Annotated in this window: 21 protein-coding genes; 8 read left to right on the top strand and 13 right to left on the bottom strand. The window is 64.9% G+C overall.

Features of this window, described 5'->3' with window-relative positions:
- Positions 1–159 precede the first annotated feature (159 nt).
- The 3 genes from aguB to ACW5W7_RS18895 are packed head-to-tail and all read left to right on the top strand — an operon-like array spanning position 160 to position 3,292.
- Positions 160–1,059: an N-carbamoylputrescine amidase gene (aguB, locus tag ACW5W7_RS18905; RefSeq protein ID WP_456502700.1), complete on the top strand. Its 900-nt coding sequence runs from the start codon at positions 160–162 to the stop codon at positions 1,057–1,059.
- Complete coding sequence (locus tag ACW5W7_RS18900; RefSeq protein ID WP_456502699.1) at positions 1,056–2,153, top strand: extracellular solute-binding protein; 1,098 nt, start codon at positions 1,056–1,058, stop codon at positions 2,151–2,153. Before aguB ends, ACW5W7_RS18900 begins: the two co-directional genes overlap by 4 nt.
- Before the next feature lie 17 nt (positions 2,154–2,170).
- On the top strand, positions 2,171–3,292 hold the full coding sequence (locus ACW5W7_RS18895) for an agmatine deiminase family protein (protein ID WP_456502698.1): 1,122 nt from the start codon (positions 2,171–2,173) through the stop codon (positions 3,290–3,292).
- 92 nt (positions 3,293–3,384) lie between these two features.
- On the opposite strand, the gene ACW5W7_RS18890 is transcribed toward ACW5W7_RS18895, so the two are convergent.
- The 3 genes from ACW5W7_RS18890 to ACW5W7_RS18880 form a co-directional block, all read right to left on the bottom strand.
- The gene (locus ACW5W7_RS18890) at positions 3,385–4,089 is read right to left on the bottom strand and encodes an SDR family oxidoreductase (protein WP_456502697.1); all 705 of its coding nucleotides are present in this window, start codon (positions 4,087–4,089) and stop codon (positions 3,385–3,387) included.
- A 205-nt stretch (positions 4,090–4,294) separates the two neighbouring features.
- The gene (gene ydiK / locus ACW5W7_RS18885) at positions 4,295–5,413 is read right to left on the bottom strand and encodes an AI-2E family transporter YdiK (protein WP_456502704.1); all 1,119 of its coding nucleotides are present in this window, start codon (positions 5,411–5,413) and stop codon (positions 4,295–4,297) included.
- A gap of 10 nt (positions 5,414–5,423) precedes the next feature.
- Entirely contained in the window at positions 5,424–6,800 is a 1,377-nt protein-coding gene (locus ACW5W7_RS18880; protein WP_456502696.1) for a bifunctional NUDIX hydrolase/phosphatase PAP2 family protein, read from the bottom strand.
- Between the two features lie 193 nt (positions 6,801–6,993).
- Here ACW5W7_RS18880 and ACW5W7_RS18875 point away from each other — a divergent pair, with 193 nt between their 5' ends.
- Positions 6,994–7,371 (top strand): hypothetical protein, encoded by a 378-nt coding sequence (locus ACW5W7_RS18875; RefSeq protein WP_349920064.1) that lies wholly within the window; start codon positions 6,994–6,996, stop codon positions 7,369–7,371.
- A gap of 78 nt (positions 7,372–7,449) precedes the next feature.
- Here ACW5W7_RS18875 and ACW5W7_RS18870 read toward each other — a convergent pair whose 3' ends face one another.
- Positions 7,450–8,760 (bottom strand): hypothetical protein, encoded by a 1,311-nt coding sequence (locus ACW5W7_RS18870; protein ID WP_456502695.1) that lies wholly within the window; start codon positions 8,758–8,760, stop codon positions 7,450–7,452.
- 222 nt (positions 8,761–8,982) lie between these two features.
- Between ACW5W7_RS18870 and ACW5W7_RS18865 the strand changes: the two genes are divergently transcribed.
- Positions 8,983–9,306 (top strand): YnjH family protein, encoded by a 324-nt coding sequence (locus tag ACW5W7_RS18865; protein ID WP_456502694.1) that lies wholly within the window; start codon positions 8,983–8,985, stop codon positions 9,304–9,306.
- A 292-nt stretch (positions 9,307–9,598) separates the two neighbouring features.
- On the opposite strand, the gene ACW5W7_RS18860 is transcribed toward ACW5W7_RS18865, so the two are convergent.
- Positions 9,599–11,044, bottom strand: a complete 1,446-nt coding sequence (locus ACW5W7_RS18860; RefSeq protein ID WP_456502693.1) for a catalase — start codon at positions 11,042–11,044, stop codon at positions 9,599–9,601.
- Between the two features lie 159 nt (positions 11,045–11,203).
- On the opposite strand from ACW5W7_RS18860, the gene ACW5W7_RS18855 reads away from it, so the two are divergent.
- A complete protein-coding gene (locus ACW5W7_RS18855; protein ID WP_456502692.1) occupies positions 11,204–11,695 on the top strand; it encodes a GNAT family N-acetyltransferase in 492 nt (163 codons plus the stop codon).
- Between the two features lie 13 nt (positions 11,696–11,708).
- On the top strand, positions 11,709–12,584 hold the full coding sequence (locus ACW5W7_RS18850; RefSeq protein ID WP_456502691.1) for an AraC family transcriptional regulator: 876 nt from the start codon (positions 11,709–11,711) through the stop codon (positions 12,582–12,584).
- Between the two features lie 154 nt (positions 12,585–12,738).
- On the opposite strand, the gene ACW5W7_RS18845 is transcribed toward ACW5W7_RS18850, so the two are convergent.
- Complete coding sequence (locus ACW5W7_RS18845; protein ID WP_456502690.1) at positions 12,739–13,650, bottom strand: DMT family transporter; 912 nt, start codon at positions 13,648–13,650, stop codon at positions 12,739–12,741.
- A 185-nt stretch (positions 13,651–13,835) separates the two neighbouring features.
- A complete protein-coding gene (locus ACW5W7_RS18840; protein WP_349920054.1) occupies positions 13,836–14,276 on the bottom strand; it encodes a DUF2214 family protein in 441 nt (146 codons plus the stop codon).
- A 165-nt stretch (positions 14,277–14,441) separates the two neighbouring features.
- Between ACW5W7_RS18840 and ACW5W7_RS18835 the strand changes: the two genes are divergently transcribed.
- Positions 14,442–15,968 (top strand): sensor domain-containing diguanylate cyclase, encoded by a 1,527-nt coding sequence (locus tag ACW5W7_RS18835; RefSeq protein WP_456502703.1) that lies wholly within the window; start codon positions 14,442–14,444, stop codon positions 15,966–15,968.
- A gap of 53 nt (positions 15,969–16,021) precedes the next feature.
- On the opposite strand, the gene ACW5W7_RS18830 is transcribed toward ACW5W7_RS18835, so the two are convergent.
- From ACW5W7_RS18830 to ACW5W7_RS18805, 6 genes are all read right to left on the bottom strand, one after another.
- A complete protein-coding gene (locus ACW5W7_RS18830; protein ID WP_456502689.1) occupies positions 16,022–16,681 on the bottom strand; it encodes an HAD family hydrolase in 660 nt (219 codons plus the stop codon).
- 65 nt (positions 16,682–16,746) lie between these two features.
- Complete coding sequence (locus ACW5W7_RS18825) at positions 16,747–17,754, bottom strand: ABC transporter ATP-binding protein (RefSeq protein WP_456502688.1); 1,008 nt, start codon at positions 17,752–17,754, stop codon at positions 16,747–16,749.
- Positions 17,755–17,760: 6 nt separating this feature from the next.
- Positions 17,761–18,537 carry an ABC transporter permease subunit gene (locus tag ACW5W7_RS18820; protein ID WP_434664561.1) on the bottom strand — a complete coding sequence of 259 codons (777 nt, stop codon included), beginning with the start codon at positions 18,535–18,537 and terminating at the stop codon, positions 17,761–17,763.
- On the bottom strand, positions 18,530–19,426 hold the full coding sequence (locus ACW5W7_RS18815; protein ID WP_456502687.1) for an ABC transporter permease: 897 nt from the start codon (positions 19,424–19,426) through the stop codon (positions 18,530–18,532). The genes ACW5W7_RS18820 and ACW5W7_RS18815 overlap by 8 nt, the downstream gene beginning before the upstream one ends.
- The gene (locus ACW5W7_RS18810) at positions 19,426–20,259 is read right to left on the bottom strand and encodes an alkaline phosphatase family protein (RefSeq protein WP_434664559.1); all 834 of its coding nucleotides are present in this window, start codon (positions 20,257–20,259) and stop codon (positions 19,426–19,428) included. Before ACW5W7_RS18810 ends, ACW5W7_RS18815 begins: the two co-directional genes overlap by 1 nt.
- Before the next feature lie 9 nt (positions 20,260–20,268).
- Positions 20,269–21,315 carry an ABC transporter substrate-binding protein gene (locus tag ACW5W7_RS18805; protein WP_349920043.1) on the bottom strand — a complete coding sequence of 349 codons (1,047 nt, stop codon included), beginning with the start codon at positions 21,313–21,315 and terminating at the stop codon, positions 20,269–20,271.
- Positions 21,316–21,392 lie beyond the last annotated feature (77 nt).

The raw sequence follows: 21,392 nt of genomic DNA, 5'->3' as shown, positions 1-21,392 counted from the left end.
CCCGGGGGGCGCGTGCATGCTATCCCCCCCCCCCCCCCCGCCGCGCCCCCCCCCGCCCCCGCGCCATGATGGGATCAGGGAGGAGAGATTCATGAACAAGGTCGTCGCAACCAAGCAGTTCGCCTGTCGGCGGGAACGGGTGTCGGGGAGGGTATCCGGATGAGCAAGATAGTCGTCGCCACCACGCAATTCGCCTGCAGCTGGGAGCTGGAGCGCAATCTGGACATGGCGGAGAGCCTGGTACGGGAGGCCGCCGCCAAGGGGGCCAACCTGGTGCTGTTGCAGGAGCTGTTTGCCACCCCCTATTTCTGCATCGAGCAGTATCACGGCCATCTGGCGCTGGCGGAGCCGTTCGAACAGAGCCGGGTGCTGCGCCGCTTCTCGGCCCTGGCGCGGGAGCTGGGGGTGGTGCTGCCCATCAGCTGGTTCGAGCGTGCCGGCAACGCCTACTTCAACTCCCTGGCGGTGGCGGATGAGGATGGCAGGCTGCTCGGGGTCTATCGCAAGACCCATATCCCCAACGCCATCGGTTATCAGGAGAAGGAGTACTTCAGCCCGGGGGACACGGGGTTCAGGGTCTGGGACACGGCAGTCGGTCGCATCGGGGTCGGCATCTGCTGGGATCAGTGGTTCCCGGAGGCGGCCCGCGCCATGGCGCTGCAGGGGGGCGAGCTGTTGCTCTATCCCACCGCCATCGGCTCCGAGCCGGGGGCCGAGGGGCTCGACTCGCAGGATCACTGGCAGCTGACCCAGCGCGGCCACGCCGCCGCCAACATCATGCCGGTGATCGCCGCCAACCGCATCGGACGCGAGGTGGCGACCCGGGATCCCGAGTTGCAGATGCGCTTCTATGGCTCCTCCTTCATCACGGATCACAAGGGGGCTCTGCTGGCCGAGGCGGACAGGGACAGCCAGGGGGTGCTGGTGCAGGAGCTGGATCTGGCTGCCATGGCGGAGGAGCGGCTGACCTGGGGCATCTATCGGGATCGCCGCCCCGAGATGTATGGCGCCTTGCTGAGTCTGGACGGACGCAGCCATCGGGGAGGGCGTCCATCATGAGCGCCTTGACCAAGATAGCCATGGGGCTGGCCCTGCTGCTGAGCGTCGGGGTTCAGGCCGGGGAGGCGCAGGAGGAGAAGGTGCTGCGCCTCTACAACTGGTCCGATTATTTTGCCCCCGATACCCTGAGCGAATTCACCAGGGAGACCGGGATCCGGGTCATCTACGACGTGATGGACAGCAGCGAGACCCTGGAGGCCAAGCTGATGGCGGGTCGCAGCGGGTATGACCTCATCTTCCCCGGCGATACGGTGGCGGAGCGGCTGATGCGGGCGGGCAGTCTGCAGCCCCTCGACAAGGGCAAGTTGCAGCACCTCGGCGATCTGGATCCCGAGCTGGTGCGCTTGCAGCAGGCCTATCCCCATGCGAAGGAGGCGGTGGTGCCCTACACCTGGGGCACCATAGGGCTCACCTACAATGCGGACGCGATCAAGCAGAGGATGCCGGATGCCCCGGTCAACAGCCTGGACATGCTGTTCAAGCCCGAGCTGGCGGCGAAATTTGCGGATTGCGGCATCTCGGTCGTGGACTCCCCGGACGAGGTGCTGGCTGTGGTGCTGCACTACCTCGGGCGGGATCCCCGCAGCGGCAGGGCGGCGGATCTGGAGGCGGCCCTGGCCCTGCTCAAGGGGATCAAGCCCTATATCCGCAAGTTCCAGTCCCAGCCGGTGACCCAGCTGGTGAACGGGGATCTCTGCCTCTCTCTGGGTTACAGCGGCGACATGACCCAGGCCAGGCGCGCGGCCGCCGAGTCAGGCAAGGGGGCCGACTTCGAATACAGATTGCCGAAGGAGGGGAGCACCATCTGGATGGACACCATGGCGATCCCGGCGGATGCCCCCCATCCTGAATATGCCTACGCCTTTATCAACTTCGTGATGCGCCCTGCCAACATGGCGGCCATCACCAACAGCACCGGCTATCCGACTGCCAGTGCCAAGGCCAAGCCCATGGTGGATGCCACCATGACGGCCAACCCGGATATCTACCTGGACGAGGCCAGCTACCAGCGGCTCATTCCGGGCCAGGATATCGCTCAATCCCAGATGCGTGCCCGCATGCGAGCCTGGACTCGCTTCAAGAGCAGCCTCTGAATCCTAGGAGTAGAAAGATGTTTTCCCGACGCCATGTATTGAAACAGCTGGTCGCCCTCGGCGCCATCGCCGGGTTTGGCAGCCTGCCCGGCGCCCGCTCGGCCTTTGCCGCTGGCGAGACCAGTGCCGCCGGCCGCTACCACATGCCGGAGGAGTCCTCCCCCCAGGCCCAGGTCTGGGTGGCCTTCGGCTCCACCAGCGAGATCTGGGGTCGCAACTACAAGGACGTGCAGGCCACCATAGGCCGCTTGGTGAAAGCCATGGCCCCCTACACCCGGGTCAACGTGCTCTGTCACGAGGAAGAAGAGGATCTGGCGCGCCAGCTGTGCGGTGAGCGCAACACCCATTTCATCCACGCCGTGATGGACGACATCTGGCTGCGGGATACCGGCGGCGTCTTCGTGCAGGACGAGCAGGGGGAACTCGGGCTGGTGGACTTCAACTTCAATGGTTGGGGAGACAAGCAGGAGCACAGCTATGACGCCAGGATAGCCTCCCTGGTGAGCCGTCAGGCGGACGCTTACTACCTGCAGAGCGATCTCATCGGCGAGGGGGGCGGCATAGAGGTGGACGGCAACGGCACAGCCATCATGACCGAGAGCAGCTGGATCAACAGCAACCGCAATCCGGGCCTCACCAAGGCGCAGGTGGAGGCGGAGCTCAAAGCCAACCTGGGGCTGCGCAAGATCATCTGGCTGCCGGGGATCAAGGGCAAGGACATCACGGACGCCCACGTGGACTTCTACGCCCGCTTCGTGCGCCCCGGGGTGGTGGTGATCAACATGGACAACGATCCCGACTCCTACGACTACAAGGTGACTCGCCAGCATCTGGCCATCTTGCAGCAGGCGACGGACGCCGATGGCAACAAGCTGGAGCTGCATCAGCTGCCGCCCCCCCTGGGCGGGCGAGACAATAAATTCAGCCGCAGCCCGGACTTTGCCGCCGGTTACATCAACTACCTGCCCATCAACGGCGCCGTCATCACCCCCCAGTTCGGGGATGCCAAGGCCGACCGTTACTGCCGGGATCTGCTGGCCCGTCTCTATCCGGGTCGCAAGATAGTGCAGATCGACATAGATCCTGTGGCCGCAGGAGGTGGTGGTATCCACTGTATTACCCTGCATCAACCTGACTGATATTCTGCAGTGGCTGGTTATGCCAGATTTAAATACTAAACGGGGCGCCTCGGCGCCCCATGTCGTTGATGTCGTCCGATGGCACGACTGGGTCAGATCCCCGTCATGCCAATCTCGTCGAGCTGGACATGGGCGGGTTGGCGCAGGGTGTAGAGCACGGCCTCGGCCAGATCCTCGACCTGCAACCAGCCGGGTTTGCGTTCATCGGCGCAGGCCGGGGGCGGCACCTGTACCAGACCGGGGCAGAGGGTGTGCACCCTGATGCCCTGATGCTGCACCTCTTCGCGCAGGGCCTTGGCGAAGCCCAGCACCGCAAACTTGGCGGCGCAGTAGACATTGGCCCTGGCGTAGCCGTTCTTGGCCGCCTGGGAGGCGATGTTGATGATGGTGCCGTGGCGGCGGGCCAGCATGTCCGGCAGGCAGGCCTGGGTCAGCAGGAAGGTCCCCTTGGCGCAGGTGTTCATCACCCTGTCCCACTCCGATTCCGGCAGATCCTGCACCAGATGGTCGCTGCCGACCCCGCTGTTGTTGATCAGCAGATCGATGGGGCCGAGCAGGGCGCTGGCCTGGGCGTGCTGGGCACGCACCTGGGGTCCGTCGCACACATCCAGCACCAGGGGCAGCACCCTCACCCCGTATTTAGCGTTCAGGCGAGCGGCCTCTTGCTCCAGCAATGACTGGCGACGGGACGCCAGGACAAGCTCCACCCCCTCACGGGCCAGGGCCTCGGCGATGGCCAGTCCGATCCCGCTCGCGCCGCCAGTGATCAGGGCGCGTGTTGCTCTCAGTTCGTTCATCTTGTGTTCCTCCGACATAGTGGAGGCATTGTGGCGGTATGAACGCGGGGGAGGTAGGGGAGGGAGGTCGGCGATTCGAACCCTGGTTCGGATTTGGCGCAAGGGATTCGAACTTTGGTTCTAGGCTAATGTTGAGACTATCCAATGGTCAGAGCCTACTCCTTGATCTTGAAAACAAAACGCCGCCCGATGGCGGCGTTTCACATCATGGCAGCACCTTCTCCTGGGGTGGCGCTACCACCTTACCCTGGGGTGGTGCCGGCTGGTCGCTGGCGGGATGTTCATCCTCCTTGATCCAGGCATCCAGCAGGGTGTAACCCACCGCCAGCACCACGGGGCCGATGAAGAGGCCGATGATCCCCATGGCCAGCAGGCCACCGATGACCCCGACCAGGATCAGGATGAGGGGCAGGTCGGCGCCCCGCTTGATGAGGAAGGGGCGCAGGAAGTTGTCCATGGTGCCCGCCAGCACGGACCAGACCAGCAGGAAGGTGCCCCAGGTGGTGTCACCGCTCCAGTAGAGGTAGCCGACGCTGGCCAGCAGTACGGGGAAGGGGCCAATCTGGGCCACGATCAGCAGGAACATCAGCACCACCAGGATCATGGTGTAGGGGATGCCGGCGATGAGCAGGCCAAAACCCGCCACCGAGGATTGCACCAGGGCGGTGACCACCACCCCCATGGCGACGGCCCGGATGGCCTGTGAAGCGAGCACTGTGGCGTTGTCGCCGCGCTGCCCCGCCAGCCGGTGGGCGAAACGACGGATGCCGTCGGCGGCCTTCTCGCCGGAGTGGTAGAGCAGGCCGCAGATGGCCACGGTCAGCATGAAGTGGACGAACAGCAAGCCGAGGTTGCCCGCCTGGGCCGCCAGCCAGCGGGCGGTCTGACCGAAGTAGGGGGCCAGCTTGGCGAACAGTACCTGACCGCCGCTCGCCAGGATCTGCTGCCAGAACTCGAACAGCTTGTCACCGACCACCGGCACCTGTTGCAGCCAGAGCAGCTCGGGGGGCGGCGAGTGGCTGAGCTCGGTGCCGAGCTCGATCAGCATGGGCGCCTTCTCCGCCACGTTGGCCAGGGTCATGAACAGGGGAATGACGAACATCAGCAGCAGTATGCTGCTCATCAGCAGGGCGGCAAGGGCCCGTTTGCCCCACAACAGGCGCTGGGCCATCTGCATCAGCGGCCAGGTGGCGATGGTGATCATGGTGGCCCACACCAGGGCGGGCAGGAAGGGGCGTAGCACCATGAAACACGAGACGATGAGCAGGCTGAGGAACAGCACACCCAGGGTGATCTTGGCCAAATCCACTTTTTTCATAGCTATCGCATTCCCTTTAATGAGGGGTTGGGCCCCGGGATCGGGAGCCGGGGTTGATGAAACGCAGTGACCACCAGAGGCCGGCACTGAGCCAGAGCCCCAGGCAACCCAGCAGCACACCCTGCCCCGCCAATATCAGCAGGGAACTGCTGGTAAGCAGAGGCAGGGCGAGCAGCAGGCCGCCGATACCCAGGCTGCCGGTCAGCGCCAGCAAGGGACCGCCGAGGGGCGGGACTGGGTGTCGTTCGAGTGGGAACAGATTACCCGATACCAGCCCCAGGGTGAACATGGTGAGCCCGGCCAGGGCGCTGGACTGGGTGAACCAGGCCCCGATCAGGCTGGCGAGGAGGAGGGCCCACCAGGGGGCCTGCCGGTCCGCCAGGGCGCAGAGCGGGGTACGCAGGGCCAGCAGCAGGGCACCGAGCCCCAGCCCCGCCACCACGTCCGAGATGAAATGCACCCCGAGCCAGACCCGGGCCAGCCCGGCCAGGGCCGCCAGCAGCAGCGCCAGGCTGAGGCTCTGCCAGGCCCTGAGCCCGGGCAGCCAGCCGAGCACCATGCCCCAGCAGAGCAGGGCGGAGGCGGTGTGGCCGCTCGGCATGCCAAAGCCCTGGGCACTGCGTTGGCCGAGGGCAGGATCCAGGTGGAGGGGTCTGGGCCAGCCCAATCCCTCCTTGGCGAGCTGCACCAGCAGGGTGAGCAACCCCATGGCAAACAGCAGTCTCCGGAGTCTCTGCCAGCCCAGCAGGGGGAGCAGCAACAGGGCGAGAGCGAGTTGCGCCGGGGCGCTGCCGAGCAGGTTGCCAGCCTCCAGCCACTGGGCGTTGGGCCCGAGCCAGCGCTGCAGACGCTGGATCAGGGGCAGCTCGGTCCTGTGCAATGGACTGGTGTGCGCGCTGAAATCCGTTTGCCAGGCGACCGGGCTCTCGGGTACCTCCCCGAGCCTGGGGGCCAGCCAGTCGAGCTGCGCAGGGAAGCGCCGCTGGTCATCGGGCAAGCGGGCCGGTTCGATCAGCCTGGCATTGAGAATTTCACCGCCGAGGTTGGGGGCTTGCAACAGGGAGACAAAGCCCGAACCTCGCTGGGCCTGGATGGGGGCCAGTGTCTGGCAGGCGAACAGCTGGGCCCGCTGCCAGCGTCCCAGCTCGGCGGTGATTCGCCCCGGCAGCCCTGTCTCCTCGTGGAGCTCTCGCAGGGCCGCCTGCGCCGGGGTCTCCCCCTCGTCGATGTAGCCGCCGCTCAGGCTGTAGCGGCCGGAGATCCTGTCTTGCACCAGCAGCAGCTGTTGCTGGTGGCGGATCACGCAGGCGGCCGCGCTGGGGGCCGTTTGCCCGGCCTGGGCGGCGAGCAGGGGCGACAGCAGCAGAAACAGGAAAAAACAGGCGCGGATCATGGCGGGTCCGTGGGGCTGGGGAATAGGGCAAGGGTCACAGAAATCAGCGACTTGGGCAATGTTTACTGACGCATCCCTGTCGCAACTGACGCAGCGCAGGGCCAATCTGGGCCGCAAGGATTGCCGTTGGCAGAGGCAGTCCCTAGTATTGGCGGCTATTGTTCCTTTCACTCAACTCATCTTGGGGCTTTCCATGAGACAGTTTGGCTTTTTCCTCGGGGTCGCCATCGGCGTCATCTTGATACTGTTCGGCAGCATCGTCATCTTCCAGGCGTTGCCCGCCGCGCTGGACGTACTGGAGATGCCAAGCCGTATCCCCTTCGTGCGCGAGGTATACACCTGGCTGATGACCAGTGCCAACGGCCTCACCAACCAGCTGGAACAGAACTTCCTGGAAGCGTTCCAGACGGTGCTCAAGCTGATACTGCTCATCACCTTCATGTGGGTCTGCGTCAAGCTGGTCAACATGGGGGTCTTGATCATCCGGGCCGGGGTCGATCTTATCCGCACCGCCATCGAACACAGCGAAGACAAGGTTGCCAAGTCGGACGAGCAGGATCGTCACCTCTAATATTCACTGCCTCATCGCGGATAAATAACAGGGCACCCCGGGGTGCCCTGTTTGCATGGTGGAATATATCGCCATGGCTTAGTTGAGCAGCTTTTCAAGCTCCGCCTCCGCATCCGCCCTGGCCTGGTCGCCCTGCTCGGCAGCCTGGCTCTCCAGCTTGTCGGCTTCCGCCTTCACCGCCCCGGCGGCGTTCGTTGTTTGTTTGGTGCTGTCGGTGGCCGCCTTGCTGGCCTGTTGCTGGACTGTGGTCGCCGCGCCGCTCGCCTGTTTGGCCCCGTTGGTCACGGCCTGGGTGGCCTGTTGCTGGACGGTGGCTGCGGCACCGCTCGCCTGTTTGGCCCCGTTGGTCACGGCCTGGGTAGCCTGTTGCTGGACGGTGGCTGCAGCCCCGCTCGCCTGCTTGGCTCCGTTGCTCACGGCCTGAATGGCTTGCTGCTGCAAGGTGGCGGCATCGCTCACCGCCTTGGCGGCCTGCTGCTGAGTGCTGGTTGCGCTGCTGACGGCCTGCTTGGCGCCGTCGGTGGCCGCCTTGGTGGCCTGCTGCTGAGTGCTGGTCGCGCTGCTGACGGCCTGTTTGGCGCCGTCGGTGACCGCCTTGCTGGCCTGTTGCTGAACGCTGGTGGTCGCGCCGCTGACGGCCGGCTTGGCGCCGTCGGTGGTCGCCTTGGTGGCTTGCTGCTGAACGCCGGTGGTCGCGTCGCCGACCGCCCGCTTGGCGGAGTCCGTCACCGCCTGGTTGGCCTGTTGCAGGGTGCCGGTGAGGCTCTTGTTCACCTGCTGGGTCGCCGCGCCGGCGGCGCCATCGACCGCCTGCCTGGCGGAGCCGGAAATGGCCTGGGTCGCGCTCTGCTGCATGGCGCCCACCATGTTGCCGAGCAGCGAGCCGCCGGATCCCGTCATGGCCTTGCCGACCCCGCCGAGGGCGGTGGCGGCAGGGCTGGCGCTCTGCCAATCCTGCATGGTGCTGGGCCAGGTGGGGGTGGCCCCATTCGTGTTCTCACCGAATACCTGGGTCGCCCCGTCCCCTTTTTGCAGCATGACGGCGAGCTGGTTGGTGTCGGCGTTCCACACCATGCCCGCCTGCTTGGCGATATCCGGCACGGGGGCATAGCGGGAGACCACGTAGAACAGCGGCCCCTCCTGTTGCAGCTCATTGGCGGTCTTGAGCAACTGCATGGTGGTGTCGTAGTTGGGGCCCAGCATGGCGGTCATCCGATCCTTGATGATCGGCTGCTCGAACAGATTAGCCTCGTTCGGGTCGAAACCGACAAGGGGCTTGAGCAGGGCCCACATCAGTTGACTGGTGGGGCTCATCAGCAGGAGGGGGGCAACGCAGGCTGACAACATCAGGCTCAGGCAGGCAGCCTTGAGCAACGGCATGATACGCATTGACAACATATCCAATAATTATTTGATTAATAAGGTAATATTCTGTGCATTCCCGACAGTATCACCTGAACTGGTTCGCCTGCTCGATGGATGGAGCCAGCGGGCGCTGGCAGGCTACCATATTGCCCCCGGAATGCCAGATGGGCCGTCACTTTTTGGTCAAGTAGACGACGGCGATGGTCGCCTTTATGGATCGGGTTCTTTCGTCACAGGTCGCTTGTCATGATTAAATTCGTACTCCCGCTGTTTGCCCTTGCCGGGATCGCCGATGTCCTGGCGGATCCGGTCAAGGTGCAGACCCCAGCTCGCCATTCGGTGGGCGCGGATCTGGTGCTGCCCCTTGGCTCCCTGCCGGAGCGGATTTGCTGGTATCAGGATCAAAAGTTCTCCCCGGGGGCCCGCATCCAGCAGGGGGATATCTGGCTGGAGTGCGCCCCGCAGGATCCGCAGGAGAGCAACGGCCCGTTGGCCTGGCGTGAGCCTCAGTTGTATCAGAGCGCCCCGCAGGGGGGCCCCAATCGGCAGACGATCGTCGTGGGTCAGTGAGCGTTTTCTTGATCCAGCTACAGACACGGGCGTGATCTCTATCGCATAATGCGGCACTTTCTTCTCTCGACTGGGATCTAAGCAAATGGCTCGTCGCTCCTCCAATATGCAACGTCGTCGCAGTAGCTGGTGGTATAAACGCCTGTTGGTACGGGAACGGGCAGAGCGCGAAGCGCGTTCCGTTCGGGATTGATGATTAAATAGATGCGGGGCCTCAGGGCCCCGTATCTACCTGTTTCCAGGAACAGAAAAGGAGGCCGTTTGGCCTCCTTTTTTATTGCCTGTCAGATGGTTAGCGCTGCAGTGCGGCCAGTGCCAGCTCGATGCGTCTGGCGTATTCGGGATCCGCCTGCTCGAAGTGCTTCAACTGGGCGCTGACGATGGCGTCATCTTCCACGTTGACCAAGGATCGCGCCAGGTTGGCGGCGAGGCGTGCACGCTGTGCCTCGTCCATCAGGCGGAACAGATCCCCCGGCTGGCTGTAGTAGTCGCTGTCATAGTCGCGAAAATCGTAGTGCAGGGCCGCCCCTTCCAGGCTCAGGGCCGGTTCGTGCTGGCCGCTCGGGGTCTGGGTGCCAAAACGGTTCGGCTGATAGTTGGGGCTGGCGCCGCCGTTGCTGTCTGCTCGCATGGCCCCATCGCGGTGGGCACCGCTGAACGGGCAGCGGGGAGCGTTGACCGGCAGCAGGCCGTGGTTCACCCCGAGGCGGTAGCGCTGGGTGTCGCCGTAGGAGAAGAGTCGCCCCTGCAACATGCGATCCGGCGAGAAGCCGATGCCGGGCACCACGTTGGCCGGGGTGAAGGCGGCCTGCTCCACGTGGGCGAAGTAGTTGTCCGGGTTCTTGTTGAGTTCCAGCTCCCCGAGCGGGATCAGCGGGTAATCCTTGTGGGGCCACACCTTGGTGAGATCGAAGGGGTGGATCGCATAGGTGTGGGCCTCGGCCTCCGGCATCACCTGCACATAGACCTTCCAGCGCGGGAAGTCGCCCCGCTCGATGGCGTTGAACAGATCCGCCTGGCTGGTTTCCCTGTCCTGACCGACGGCGGTGGCGGCCTCTTCATCGGTGTAGAAGCTGTGGCCCTGCTCGGTCTTGAAGTGGAACTTGACCCAGAAGCGCTCGTTGGCGTCGTTGATGAAGCTGAAGGTGTGGCTGCCGTAACCGTTCATCTCCCGCAGGCTCTTGGGAATGCCGCGGTCGCTGAAGAGGATGGTGACCTGGTGCAGGGACTCCGGGTGGCGGGACCAGAAGTCCCAGGCGGCGGTGGCGCTGCGCAGGTTGGTGCGGGGATCCCGCTTCTGGGTGTGGATGAAGTCCGGGAACTTCAGCGGATCGCGGATGAAGAAGACGGGGGTGTTGTTGCCCACCAGATCCCAGTTGCCCTGCTCGGTGTAGAACTTGAGGGCGAAGCCGCGCACGTCGCGTTCGGCATCGGCGGCCCCCTTCTCACCGGCCACGGTGGAGAAGCGCAGGAACACCGGGGTCTGCTTGCCGACGGCGTTGAACAGGTCGGCCTTGCTGAACGCGCTGATGTCGTGGGTCACGGTGAAGGTGCCGTAGGCGCCCGAGCCCTTGGCGTGGACCACCCGCTCCGGGATGCGCTCACGATCGAAGTGGGCGAGCTTCTCCATCAACCAGATGTCTTGCATCAGCACCGGGCCACGGGGGCCGGCGGTGAGGCTGTTGTTGTTGTCGACGACGGGGGCGCCATTGGCGCTGTGCAGGGTCTTGTCGGTCATGATGCGGCTCCTTGTGTTGATGGAGGCACTCTACCCAAGGGGTGAAAACGGGGCCAATCGGCCATGCCTAAGTGTTTGATAGATGAACCAAATGGAGTTGGCAGTGGACGCAAAGGGCGCTATGTTGGACGGATATTCACAGCGCAGGGAGGAGAGAAGATGGTTGAGATCAGGATCCGTCAGACGGAGGTTGGCGATGCCGAGGGGCTGCGGGATCTCTATGCCATGCCCAGAGCCCAGGCGGGCACCCTGCAACTGCCCTATCCGACCCTGGCCATGTGGCAGCAGCGGCTGGCGGAGCGCAGCGGCTACGGCCTGGTGGCCATGGTCGACGATCTGCTGGTGGGGGATCTCAGGCTCGCGATCGAGCCGAATCCGCGGCGCCGCCATGTGGCCTCTTTTGGCATGGGGGTGCGGGATGACTGGGCCGGTCGCGGGGTGGGCTCGGCCCTGCTGGGGGCGGCAGTGGATCTGGCGGACAACTGGCTCAACCTGCAGCGCCTGGAGCTGACCGTTTTCAGTGACAATGCCCCTGCCATCGCGCTCTATCGCAAGTTTGGTTTCGTGGAGGAGGGGCGATCCCCCGCCTACGCCTATCGCGAGGGGCGCTTCGTCGATGCCCTGCACATGGGGCGGGTGCGCCTGCCATGAGAGTGAACTTGTCATGATCGATTACCATGCCCGTTTGCGGCCCGCCATCCGGGCGCTGGAGCAGGATCCCGAGCTGAGCCTGAACGAGGTGGCGGCCCTGGCCTGCCTCTCCTGCTACCACTTCCACCGGGTCTTCACCGCGGTCACCGGCGAAGCCCCCGGCGAGATGCAACGCCGGCTGCGCCTTGAGCGGGCCTGCGCCGCCCTGCGCTACGGCAAGGCGCCGGTCACCAGCGTGGCGCTGGCGGCGGGGTTTTCCAGCTCCCAGGCCTTTGCCAAGGCGTTTCGCAAGCAGTTCGCCATGACCCCGGGGGAGGTGCGCCGCCACCCGGAGCGGCTGCCAAACAGCAAGGCTGGACACCTTGTTGGCAAGGATGGACACGCCCTTCCCGAGGGGAGCGGGCATGATGGGGGTCAGTCAAACGAGAGGAGTTTCAGGATGAAAACCGAACAGATGAGTGCCCGTACCCTGGCCTACATTCGTGTCACCGGCCCTTATGGCGAGGGCTATGACCCGGTCTGCCAGCGCCTCTACCAGTGGGCGGCGGCGCGTGGCCTGGCGGAGGGGGAGTGGATCTTCATCTACCACGACAACCCGGAAGTGACGGCGCCCGCCCTGTGCCGTACCGACATCGGGGTGGCGGTACCGGCGGGCACGGCGGTCTCGGGGGAGGTGGAGTCCCAGCTCATCCCCGCCGGTCGCTACGCCCAGTCCCGCTACGAGATCACGGACAGAAACCAGTACGGGCCCCTGTGGCAGGAGCATATCGGCGACATCGTGGCGGCCGGGCTGGCCTTCGGCGACGGCCCCTGTTTCGAGCTCTATCACAGCGTGAGCCAGGATCCGCTGCGAGACGACGTGAGCTTCTGCTCCAGTGTCAAAGCCTGATGGTCAGAGACACTGCTTATTAGCCATCAGGCAGTCGATGTGAGAAGTAAACAAAGAAGGAGCCAGTGATGGCTCCTTCTTGCATCCGGGCCCGTGAGCCCCCGTCGGCAGGGTCGGTGATCCCATGCCGGATCCATGAGGGGGCGGCCTGGGATCAGGGCTGGCTGGGCACCTTGTCCCGGCGGGATTTCCACCACCAGCGCAGCCGGATCTGGGAGATGAGCATGCCCGCCAGCATCAGGGCGCAGCCGACGATGGCGCGCTCGTCCAGGACTTCGCCGAGCAGCAAGACACCGCCGATGGCGGCGAAGACGGTCTCCAGGCTGAGGATGATGGCGGCGTGGGCCGGATGGGCGCCGCGCTGACCCACCACCTGCAGGGTGTAGCCGATGCCGACCGATACCAGACCGGCGTAGAGCAGGGCCTGCCAGCCCGCCACGGCGCCGGTGAGGGTCGGTACCTCGATGACGAAGGCGGTAGCGAGGCTCAGTAGGCCGCACACCACGAACTGGACGCCGGCGAGGCGGATGGGGGCGACCCGGTTGGAGTAGTGATCCAGCACCAGCAGGTGGATGGCCCAGAACAGGGCGCCGACGACCTGCAACAGATCCCCGTAGCCAATGGTGAAGTCGTCGGTCACGCTGAGGTAGTAGAGCCCGGCCATGGCGATGAGGGCGCCGATCCAGGTGTTGGCCCCCGTCTTGTGGCGCAGCAACAGGCCGATGACCGGCACCAGTATGATGTAGAGCCCGGTGATGAAGCCCGCCTTGGCGGCCGTGGTATAGAGCAGCCCCACCTGCTGCAGGGAGGCGGCGCTGAACAGCACGGTACCGGCGAGCAGGCCGCCCGTCAGCAGCAGGCGGCGCTCAGCGGCCGGTTGCCAGGATGGCGCGCTGGGTTGTCGTGACTTGAGCCACCACAGCAGGGGAAGCAGGGAGAGGGCGCCGAGCAGGAAGCGCAGGCCGTTGAAGGTGAAGGGGCCCATGTGATCCATCCCCAGACGCTGGGCCACGAAGCCCAGCCCCCAGATGGCGGCGGCCATCAATAACATCATGTTCGAACGCATGTGAATTCATCCCTGAAGCAGCAATAACGGGAGCACTCCTCGGCTCCTGTCACCACGATACCCGTGTACGGGGGGGATTGTCGCGGGATTTGCGATCGCTGGCTGACCCAACCGCGGGCGGGCCCGAGTCGGCACCGAGGCGGCGGAGTGACCGCCACCAGTGGCGAGAAGGTGGCTACCTTGGCTCAGCCGCTGGCCAGCCTGGCCAGCACGGGGATCAGGGCCAGCAGCAAGAGGTTGCCCCTGAGGATCCAGATCACCCAGAACTGCTGCTGGGTGGAGACGATGGGGGCCTGCCCCTGGCGCAGGGAGCGGCGCCAGCGATGGAACAGCCGGCTGGGGTAGCCAAAACTGATGGCCATGACGAAGAACAGCAGCAGCTTGGTGCGATAGCCGTGATTGGCGAACAGGGCGGCGGGGCTCATGGGGTGGGCGAGCACCTGCAACACGCCGGTGATGAAGATGAGCAGCAGCGCCAGGGCCGCCAGATTGTCCGCCAGCAGCAGCTTGCGTACCTGCTCGATGGACATGCCACGCCGGAACAGGAAATAGACCGAGGTCACCGCCCCGGTGAGCGTGATCACGGCGCAATAATGGAGCGCCGTCAGCAGATCCGGGTTCAACATCTGAGCCTGTTCCTTCTCATCTTGCTCATCGCACGCTTCCTCTTGGTGCCATCTGGCAGGGCTGATATTCTGACATCAGATCGCATCGGACGGTAGCGGGGGCCCGGATTGGCCAAGGGTGACAAGCGGATTGTGACCACGCAGAATTGGTCTCTGGTTGCCAGGATGCGACTGGGGCTTGTCTTGCTATTTCTGCCGGTGCTGATGCTCGGCAGTATCTACTATCTGCACATGGAACGCAGCCTGCAAAATGACTTGCGCCAGCGCCTGCTCGCCACCAATCAACAACTGCAACACGGCTTCATCGAACCCTATCTCAACGAACTTGAGCGCGAATTCAGCCTGATCTACGAGCGGGTCAGGGTTGAGGACTTCAGCGGTCCCACTGTGCTGCACGGCGACCGCTACCGGCAGGAGTGGTCGCTCTACACGAAGATGATGGCGGATCTCATCTACGTCTACGTGGGCACCGCCAGCCGCCAGATCCTGATCTATCCCGACTGGCGAGCGGACGCCGATTTTGACCCCAGAGTACGCCCCTGGTATCAGCTGGCGAGCCAGCATGTGGGCAAGATGGTCTGGACCGAGCCCTATCTGGATTACAGCGACGGCAACCTGGTGATCTCCCTGGCCCGCGCCCTCACCGATCAACGGGATGAGGTGAAGGGGGTGGTGGCCATCGATGTGGTACTGGCTCCCTTCTCCGCCCAGCTCAACAGCCAGCCCGATGCGGGCTATCAGATGATCATCAACCGCTCCGGCAAGGTGCTGGCCTACCCGGATGCAAACCAGCTGATGAAGGCCATGCCGCATCCCAGGTGGCTCTCCCGCTTCCAGCACAACGAGGGCATCTTCCTGGACGAGGAGTCCCAGCAGTTCGTGGCCTACCGCCGTCTGCCCCACTGGAACTGGGTGCTGATCAGCGTGCAGCCGGCGGCCAGCTTCCAGGCCGTGGTGACCCGCGCCTCCTTCAACGTGCTGGGGGTCGTGGTGCTGGCCAGCGTGCTCTATGCGCTGCTGGCGCTGTTCTGGTCCCGCAACTTCAGGCGCATGCAAAACGAGCTCTCCACCATGATCCGGGAGAGTCGCTTGCGGCCGGACGGTGTGCCCCAGGGGGGGATGCGCGAGCTGAGCCGGGTCTATGCGGAGCTGGCGGAGGTGAGCAAGGATTATCACGAGGTGCGCCAGCAGGCCAACATGGACAAGCTGACCGGCCTCTACAACCGGCGCTTCTTCGATGAGCGGCTGCACCACCTGCTGGCGGAGCAGCAACCCTTCTGTCTGGCCATGCTGGATCTGGACAACTTCAAGGGGGTCAACGACACCTATGGCCACCAGACCGGAGACGTGGTGCTCAGGCGAGTGGCCCATCTGGGGGCCCAGCTGCTCGGGGATCATGGCTGGGTCTGCCGCTATGGTGGCGAGGAGCTGACGGTGCTGTTGATCAACCCCGATGCGGCCTTCTGCCAGATGCTGCTGGAGCAGTACCGGGACAGGGTGGCGGCCCTCGAGTGGCGCGAGCCCGCGCTCAGGATCACCTTCAGCGGCGGGCTGGTGGCCAACACCCCGGGTCTGGATGCCAAGGCGTTGCTGACCCTGGTCGATGCGGAGGTCTATCGCGCCAAGCGGGACGGCAAGAACCGGCTCTATTTCGGTCCTCCCATCGATCTCCCCACCCTGGCGATGCCCTGACGAGCGGCGAGTAACAGATGAATGGCAAAAGAGCCCGGCAGGGCTCCTGGTGATCAGACGGCCAGCTGCCAGCTGAGGCGTGGCCAGTCCAGTTCCTCGGCCACCTGGCGCAGGCCCGGGGCCGGGTTGACCGCATGGGGGTGAGCCACGGCCCGCAGCAGCGGCAGATCGTTGTGGGAGTCGCTGTAGCCATGACTCTCCTGCCAGACATGAGGCTCCCCGCCGAACAGCTGGTTGACGCGACTGACCTTGCCCTCCCGAAAACTCAAGGTGCCCCGGGTCTGGCCGGTGAGCCTGCCCTCTTCCTCATCCAGCAGGATGGCGACGCAGTGATCCATTCCCAGCATGCGGGCCATGGGGGCCACCAGGTGTTCGCCGGAGGCGGAGATGAGCACCAGGACGTCACCTCGTTGCCGATGCCACTCGATGCGCGCCAATCCTTCCGGATAGATCCGCTCCCGCAACACCCCTTCGGCGAAGTGCTGGCACAGGCTGTCGAGCCAGGTTCTGGGCTTGCCCGCCAGGGGTTGCAGGGTGAAGGCCATGTATTGGTGCATGTCCATCTTGCCCTGATGGTAGAGGGACATCATGGCCTGCTCCTCGGCGATCATGGCCTCCGGGGCCAGCCCCTCCGTCACCATGTACGCCAGCCAGAGGCTGGCGGAGTCCCCGGCGATCAGGGTCTCGTCCAAATCAAACAGTGCCAGTGCCATGTCCGCTCCTCGTGAGGGTTGCCGGCACCCGGGCGCCGGTGGAAAAAAGAATAGGATTCATTATCTTATGCTACCTCACAGAGCTGATCCCGGGCTATCGCCAGGGTGACGCCCGTACCCACGGGCAGCAGCTCACAGGCCGAGCGGTTGAGGGCATCCACCGTCAGCAGGCCCGCCGCGCACTCCACCTGATAGCGGATGACGTTGCCGAGCAACTGTTGCTGGCGAATGATGCCGGGCAGGCTGGGATCCTGGCTCTGGCTCCCGGCCGGCAGCAGGCTGATGGACTCGGGGCGCAGGGCCAGCCTGCCGTGGTGGCCAGTCCCCAGCAGTGCACGGGCCTGCCCGGATTCGAGCAGGTTGTAGTGACCGATGAAACCCGCCACGAAGGCGTTGGCGGGCCGGGTGTAGATCTGCTCCGGGCTGCCGCTCTGTACTATGTGACCCCTGTCCATCAGGAAGACCCGATCCGACAGGGTCAGCGCCTCCTCCTGATCGTGGGTGACGAACAGGGTGGTCAGCTCCAGGTGCTGCTGGATGGCGCGGATCTGCTGGCGCAGGCTGCGGCGGATGCGGGCGTCCAGTGCCGACAATGGCTCGTCCAGCAGCAGGATCCGCGGGCGCACCACCAGGGCGCGGGCCAGGGCGACCCGTTGGCGCTGACCGCCGGAGAGTTCACTCGGGTAGCGCTTCGCCAGCTCGGTGAGCTCAACCAGATCGAGCACCTCCCGCACGCTGCTGGCCAGCTCCCGCCCCGGTTGGGGCTTCATTTTGAGGCCGAAGGCGACGTTGTCCCACACCGTCATGTTCGGGAACAGGGCATAGCTCTGGAACACCATGCCGATGCTCCGCTGCTGGGGCGCCAGCCAGGTGATCTCTTCCCCCATGACCCGGATCTGGCCACCGTCCACCGGGGTGAGCCCGGCGAGGGCCCGCAGCAGGGTGGACTTGCCGCAGCCGGAGGGGCCGAGCAGGGTCACCAGCTCCCCCTTGCGGATGCCGAATTCGATCCCTTCGAACACCCGTGTCTCGCCGTAGGATTTATGCAACTGATTGACTTCTAAGTGGAACATGACTTGTCACCGATGGAATCTGTTGGCCGCCCAGGTGAGCAGCAGGGTCAGCAGGAAGTAGCTCATCACCAGGGCGCTGGTGAAGTGGCCCGAGGTGGATCTCATGTTGTAGAGATAGACCTGCAGGGTTTCGTAGCGGGTGCCCACCAGCATGTTGGCGAACACGAACTCCCCGAGCAGGAAGGAGAGCGACAGAAACAGCGCCGCCAGCAGCCCCTTGCGCAGGCAGGGCAGCACCACCAGGGCGAAGGCGCGGGCGCTGCTGGCACCGAGCAGGTGGGCGGCGTCCATCAGATCCTTGAGCGGCACCCCCTGCAGGCTGTTGGCCAGGGCCCGGTACATGAAGGGCAGCACCACGGTGAACCAGGTGCCGATCAGGATCCACGGCGTGCCGATGAGGGGCAGGGGCCCGTCCGCGTAGATCTGCAGCAGACCCACCGAGGAGACCACGGGGGGGACGGCGAAGGGCAGCAGGATCAGCAGATTCATCCAGGGATCCAGCCTTGGGAAGTAGTAAGCCACTACCAGCACGGTCGGAACCAGCACAGCCGTCCCCAGCAGCAGGGTGGCGAAGCAGACCAGCAAACTGCGACCGAAGGCGGCGAGGAAGCGGGGATCCCCCCAGAGCTTCAGATACCAATCCAGGGTCAGCCCATCCGGCAACAGGGTGGCGCCCCAGCGGGTGGAGATCGAATAGAGGAAGGTGGCCAGCAGGGGCAGCAGCAGGGTCGCCACCAGGGCGCCCAGCACCCACCTCGGCCAGCGCGGTGTCAGGTCACGCATGGGAGTTCCCCTTGTTCAGATAGCTTCGCTTGAGCAGCCACTGGTTGGCGGCGGTCACCACGCCCAGCAGCACCATCAGGATCACCGCCAGCGCCGCCGCCAGGTTCGGTTCGAGGAAGATGTCGCCGGAGACCAGGCTGGCCACTCGTATGGTCACCAGGTTGAAGTTGCCCGTGGTGAGGGCATAGGCGGAGGCATAGGCCCCCACCGCGTTGGCGAACAGGATGATCAGGGTGCCGAGCAGGGCGGGGGTCAGCACCGGCAGGGCCACCTGCCACACGTATTGGCGCGGGCTGGCACCGAGCAGGGCGGCGGCCTGGGGCCAGTCATCCTGCAGGGCGTCGAAGGCCGGGTAGAGCAGCAGCAGGGCCAGGGGGATCTGGAAGTAGGTGTAGATGAGGATGAGGCCGCTGCCGGAGTAGAGGTTGAAGCCGTCGATCCAGCCCCAGGATTTGAGCAAGAGCGTGATGGCGCCGTTGATGCCGAGGATGATGATGAAGGCGAACGCCAGCGGCACCCCGCTGAAGTTGCCGGTCATGGTGACGAAGGCCAGCAGCAGGCGCTTGAGCCCCTCGCCGCTGTGGCGCAGGGCCGCCGCTCCGAGGGTGCCGATGGCGAGCCCCGCCAGGCTGCTGATGCCGGCGATGCACAATGAGTTGCCGAAGGATTGCAGGTAGAAGGGAGAGCCCAGGATCTCCTGATAATGCCCCAGCCCCCAGCCATCCGGGGTCTGCAGACTGCCCACCAGTACCCATACCATGGGGGCGAGCTGGAACAGGATCATCAGCAGCGCGAACGGCAGCAGCACCAGGGCGGGCAGCCAGTGACGGCGGGCGCGGCCCTGGCGCGCACCTTGTGCTGTCAGGGTATCAGTGGCGGCAGGCATCATCAGTGGACCTCCCGGTTCTGACCCGTCTTGAGCAACTGGGGGCCCCTCGGCTTGTCGTGGGACACGCCGAGCAGGTCCGCCATCAGGGCGCAGAGCTGGGTCTGCTGGATCGCGGGTCCGGCCGGCCACTGGGCCACGAAGGCATCCCCGAACAGCCAGAGCGGCACCTGGCGCTCGGCGGGCAGGGTGCCGCCATGGCTGCGATCCTCGTTCATGCCGTGATCCGAGGTGATCAGCACCTGATACCCCTCATCCAGCCACTGGGGCAGCAGATCGGCCAGCAGGCTGTCCATGCGCCGCGCCTGGTTGCGGTACTGGGGGGAATCGAGGCCAAATCGGTGGCCCGCATCGTCCACCCCCATGGGATGGATCAGCAGGAAGTCCGGGTCGTACCGGCTGCGCAGCCACTCGCCGTCCAGCAGCAGGTGACTGTCGGGGTAGCCGTCGTCCCAGTAGAAGCAGCCGTGCTGGATGGGCAGTTGTTCGTCATGGGTGAAGCGATCCCGCAGCGGTTGCCAGGGGCTCTGGTTGTAGAGTTCGCTGACCCAGTGATAGGCCGCGGCGGCGGTACGTTTGCCACCGGCGCGGGCCAGATGGAAGATGGAGTCGTGCTGGCTGAGGCGGCTGATCCCGTTGTGGGTGATGCCGCTTGTCACCGGGGGCACGCCGGTCAGTATGCATTCGTAGAGTGGCCGGGAGAGGGAGGGCAGGGCGCAGAACAGGGTCGTGAACAGGCCGCGCTCTGCCTCCACCATGCCTTCGAGGTAGCCCATGGTGTGGGCTACCTCGGCAGACAGGCCATCCACAAGTACCACTATCACCTTGTGTTGCACTGGCACTCCTTACTGCATGTTGATCATGACGGTTTCCTGCCACTGGCGGGGCAGGGCCTTGGAGCTCTGCTCCCAGGCGGCGTGATCCTGGACCGGCTTGGCGTTGGCGTACTGCTCGGTCGGCAGCAGCTTGGCCTTCACGTCATCCGGCAGCACCACGTTGTCGCGGATGGGGCGGGCATAGCCGCGGGCCAGGTTGACTTGACCGGCATCGGAGAGGATGTACTCCCGCGCCAGCTTGGCGGCGTTGGGGTTCTTGGCCCACTTGTTGATGATGGTGGTGTAACCGGCGATGACGGAGCCGTCGCTCGGGATCACCACGTCAAACTTGGCGGGGTCTATCTGGTCGCGGTAGTTCAGTGCGTTGAAGTCCCACAGCACCCCCACTTCCACCTCTCCCTTCTCGATATTGGCGATGGTGGGATCGTTCAAGGAGAGGCGGCCCTGCTTGGCCAGCTTGCCGAACAGCTCCAGCGCCGGTTTCAGGTTCTTCTCGCTGCCGCCGGTGGCATAGGCCGCCGCCAGCACGCCGTTGTTGGCCTGGGAGGCGACGCCCACGTCACCCAGGGTCACCTTGTAGTCGCCGCCCAGCAGGGATTGCCAGCTGGTGGGGGCGGCCTTGACCAGATCCTTGTTGATCAGGAAGGCGATGGTGCCGGTGTAGGCCAGCATCCAGTGGCCGTCCGCGTCCTTGGCCCAGTTCGGAATGTCCGCCCAGGTGGAGGGCTTGTAGGGCTGGGTGACCCCTTGCTGCACGGCGACCGGCCCGAAGGCACCGCCCACATCGCCGATATCGGCGGTGGCGTTGGCCTTCTCGGCGGCAAACTTGGCGATCTCCTGGGCCGAGCTCATGTCGGTGTCCTGGTGCTTGATGCCGTAAACGCTGCCGATCTGCTGCCAGGTGTCCTTCCAGTTCGCCCAGCTGTCGGGCATGCCGACGCTGTTGAGCTGGCCTTCGCCGCGGGCGGCCTTCTCCAGATCCGCGATATTGTCTGCCGCCAACAGCGGCTGGCTGATGGCCACCAGGGCCAGTGCACTTGCGATCACGCTTTTCATCATCCCATCCCTCTGGACTAGGTCAGTTAAGGTTCGAGAGGGATGCTAGGGGGCAAATGTGACGGTGGCGGGGCAGT

It is taken from the genome of Aeromonas intestinalis (genome assembly GCF_054052485.1).
The sequence above is the reverse complement of the archived record's forward strand: the minus strand, read 5'-3'. Positions and strand labels throughout refer to the sequence as shown.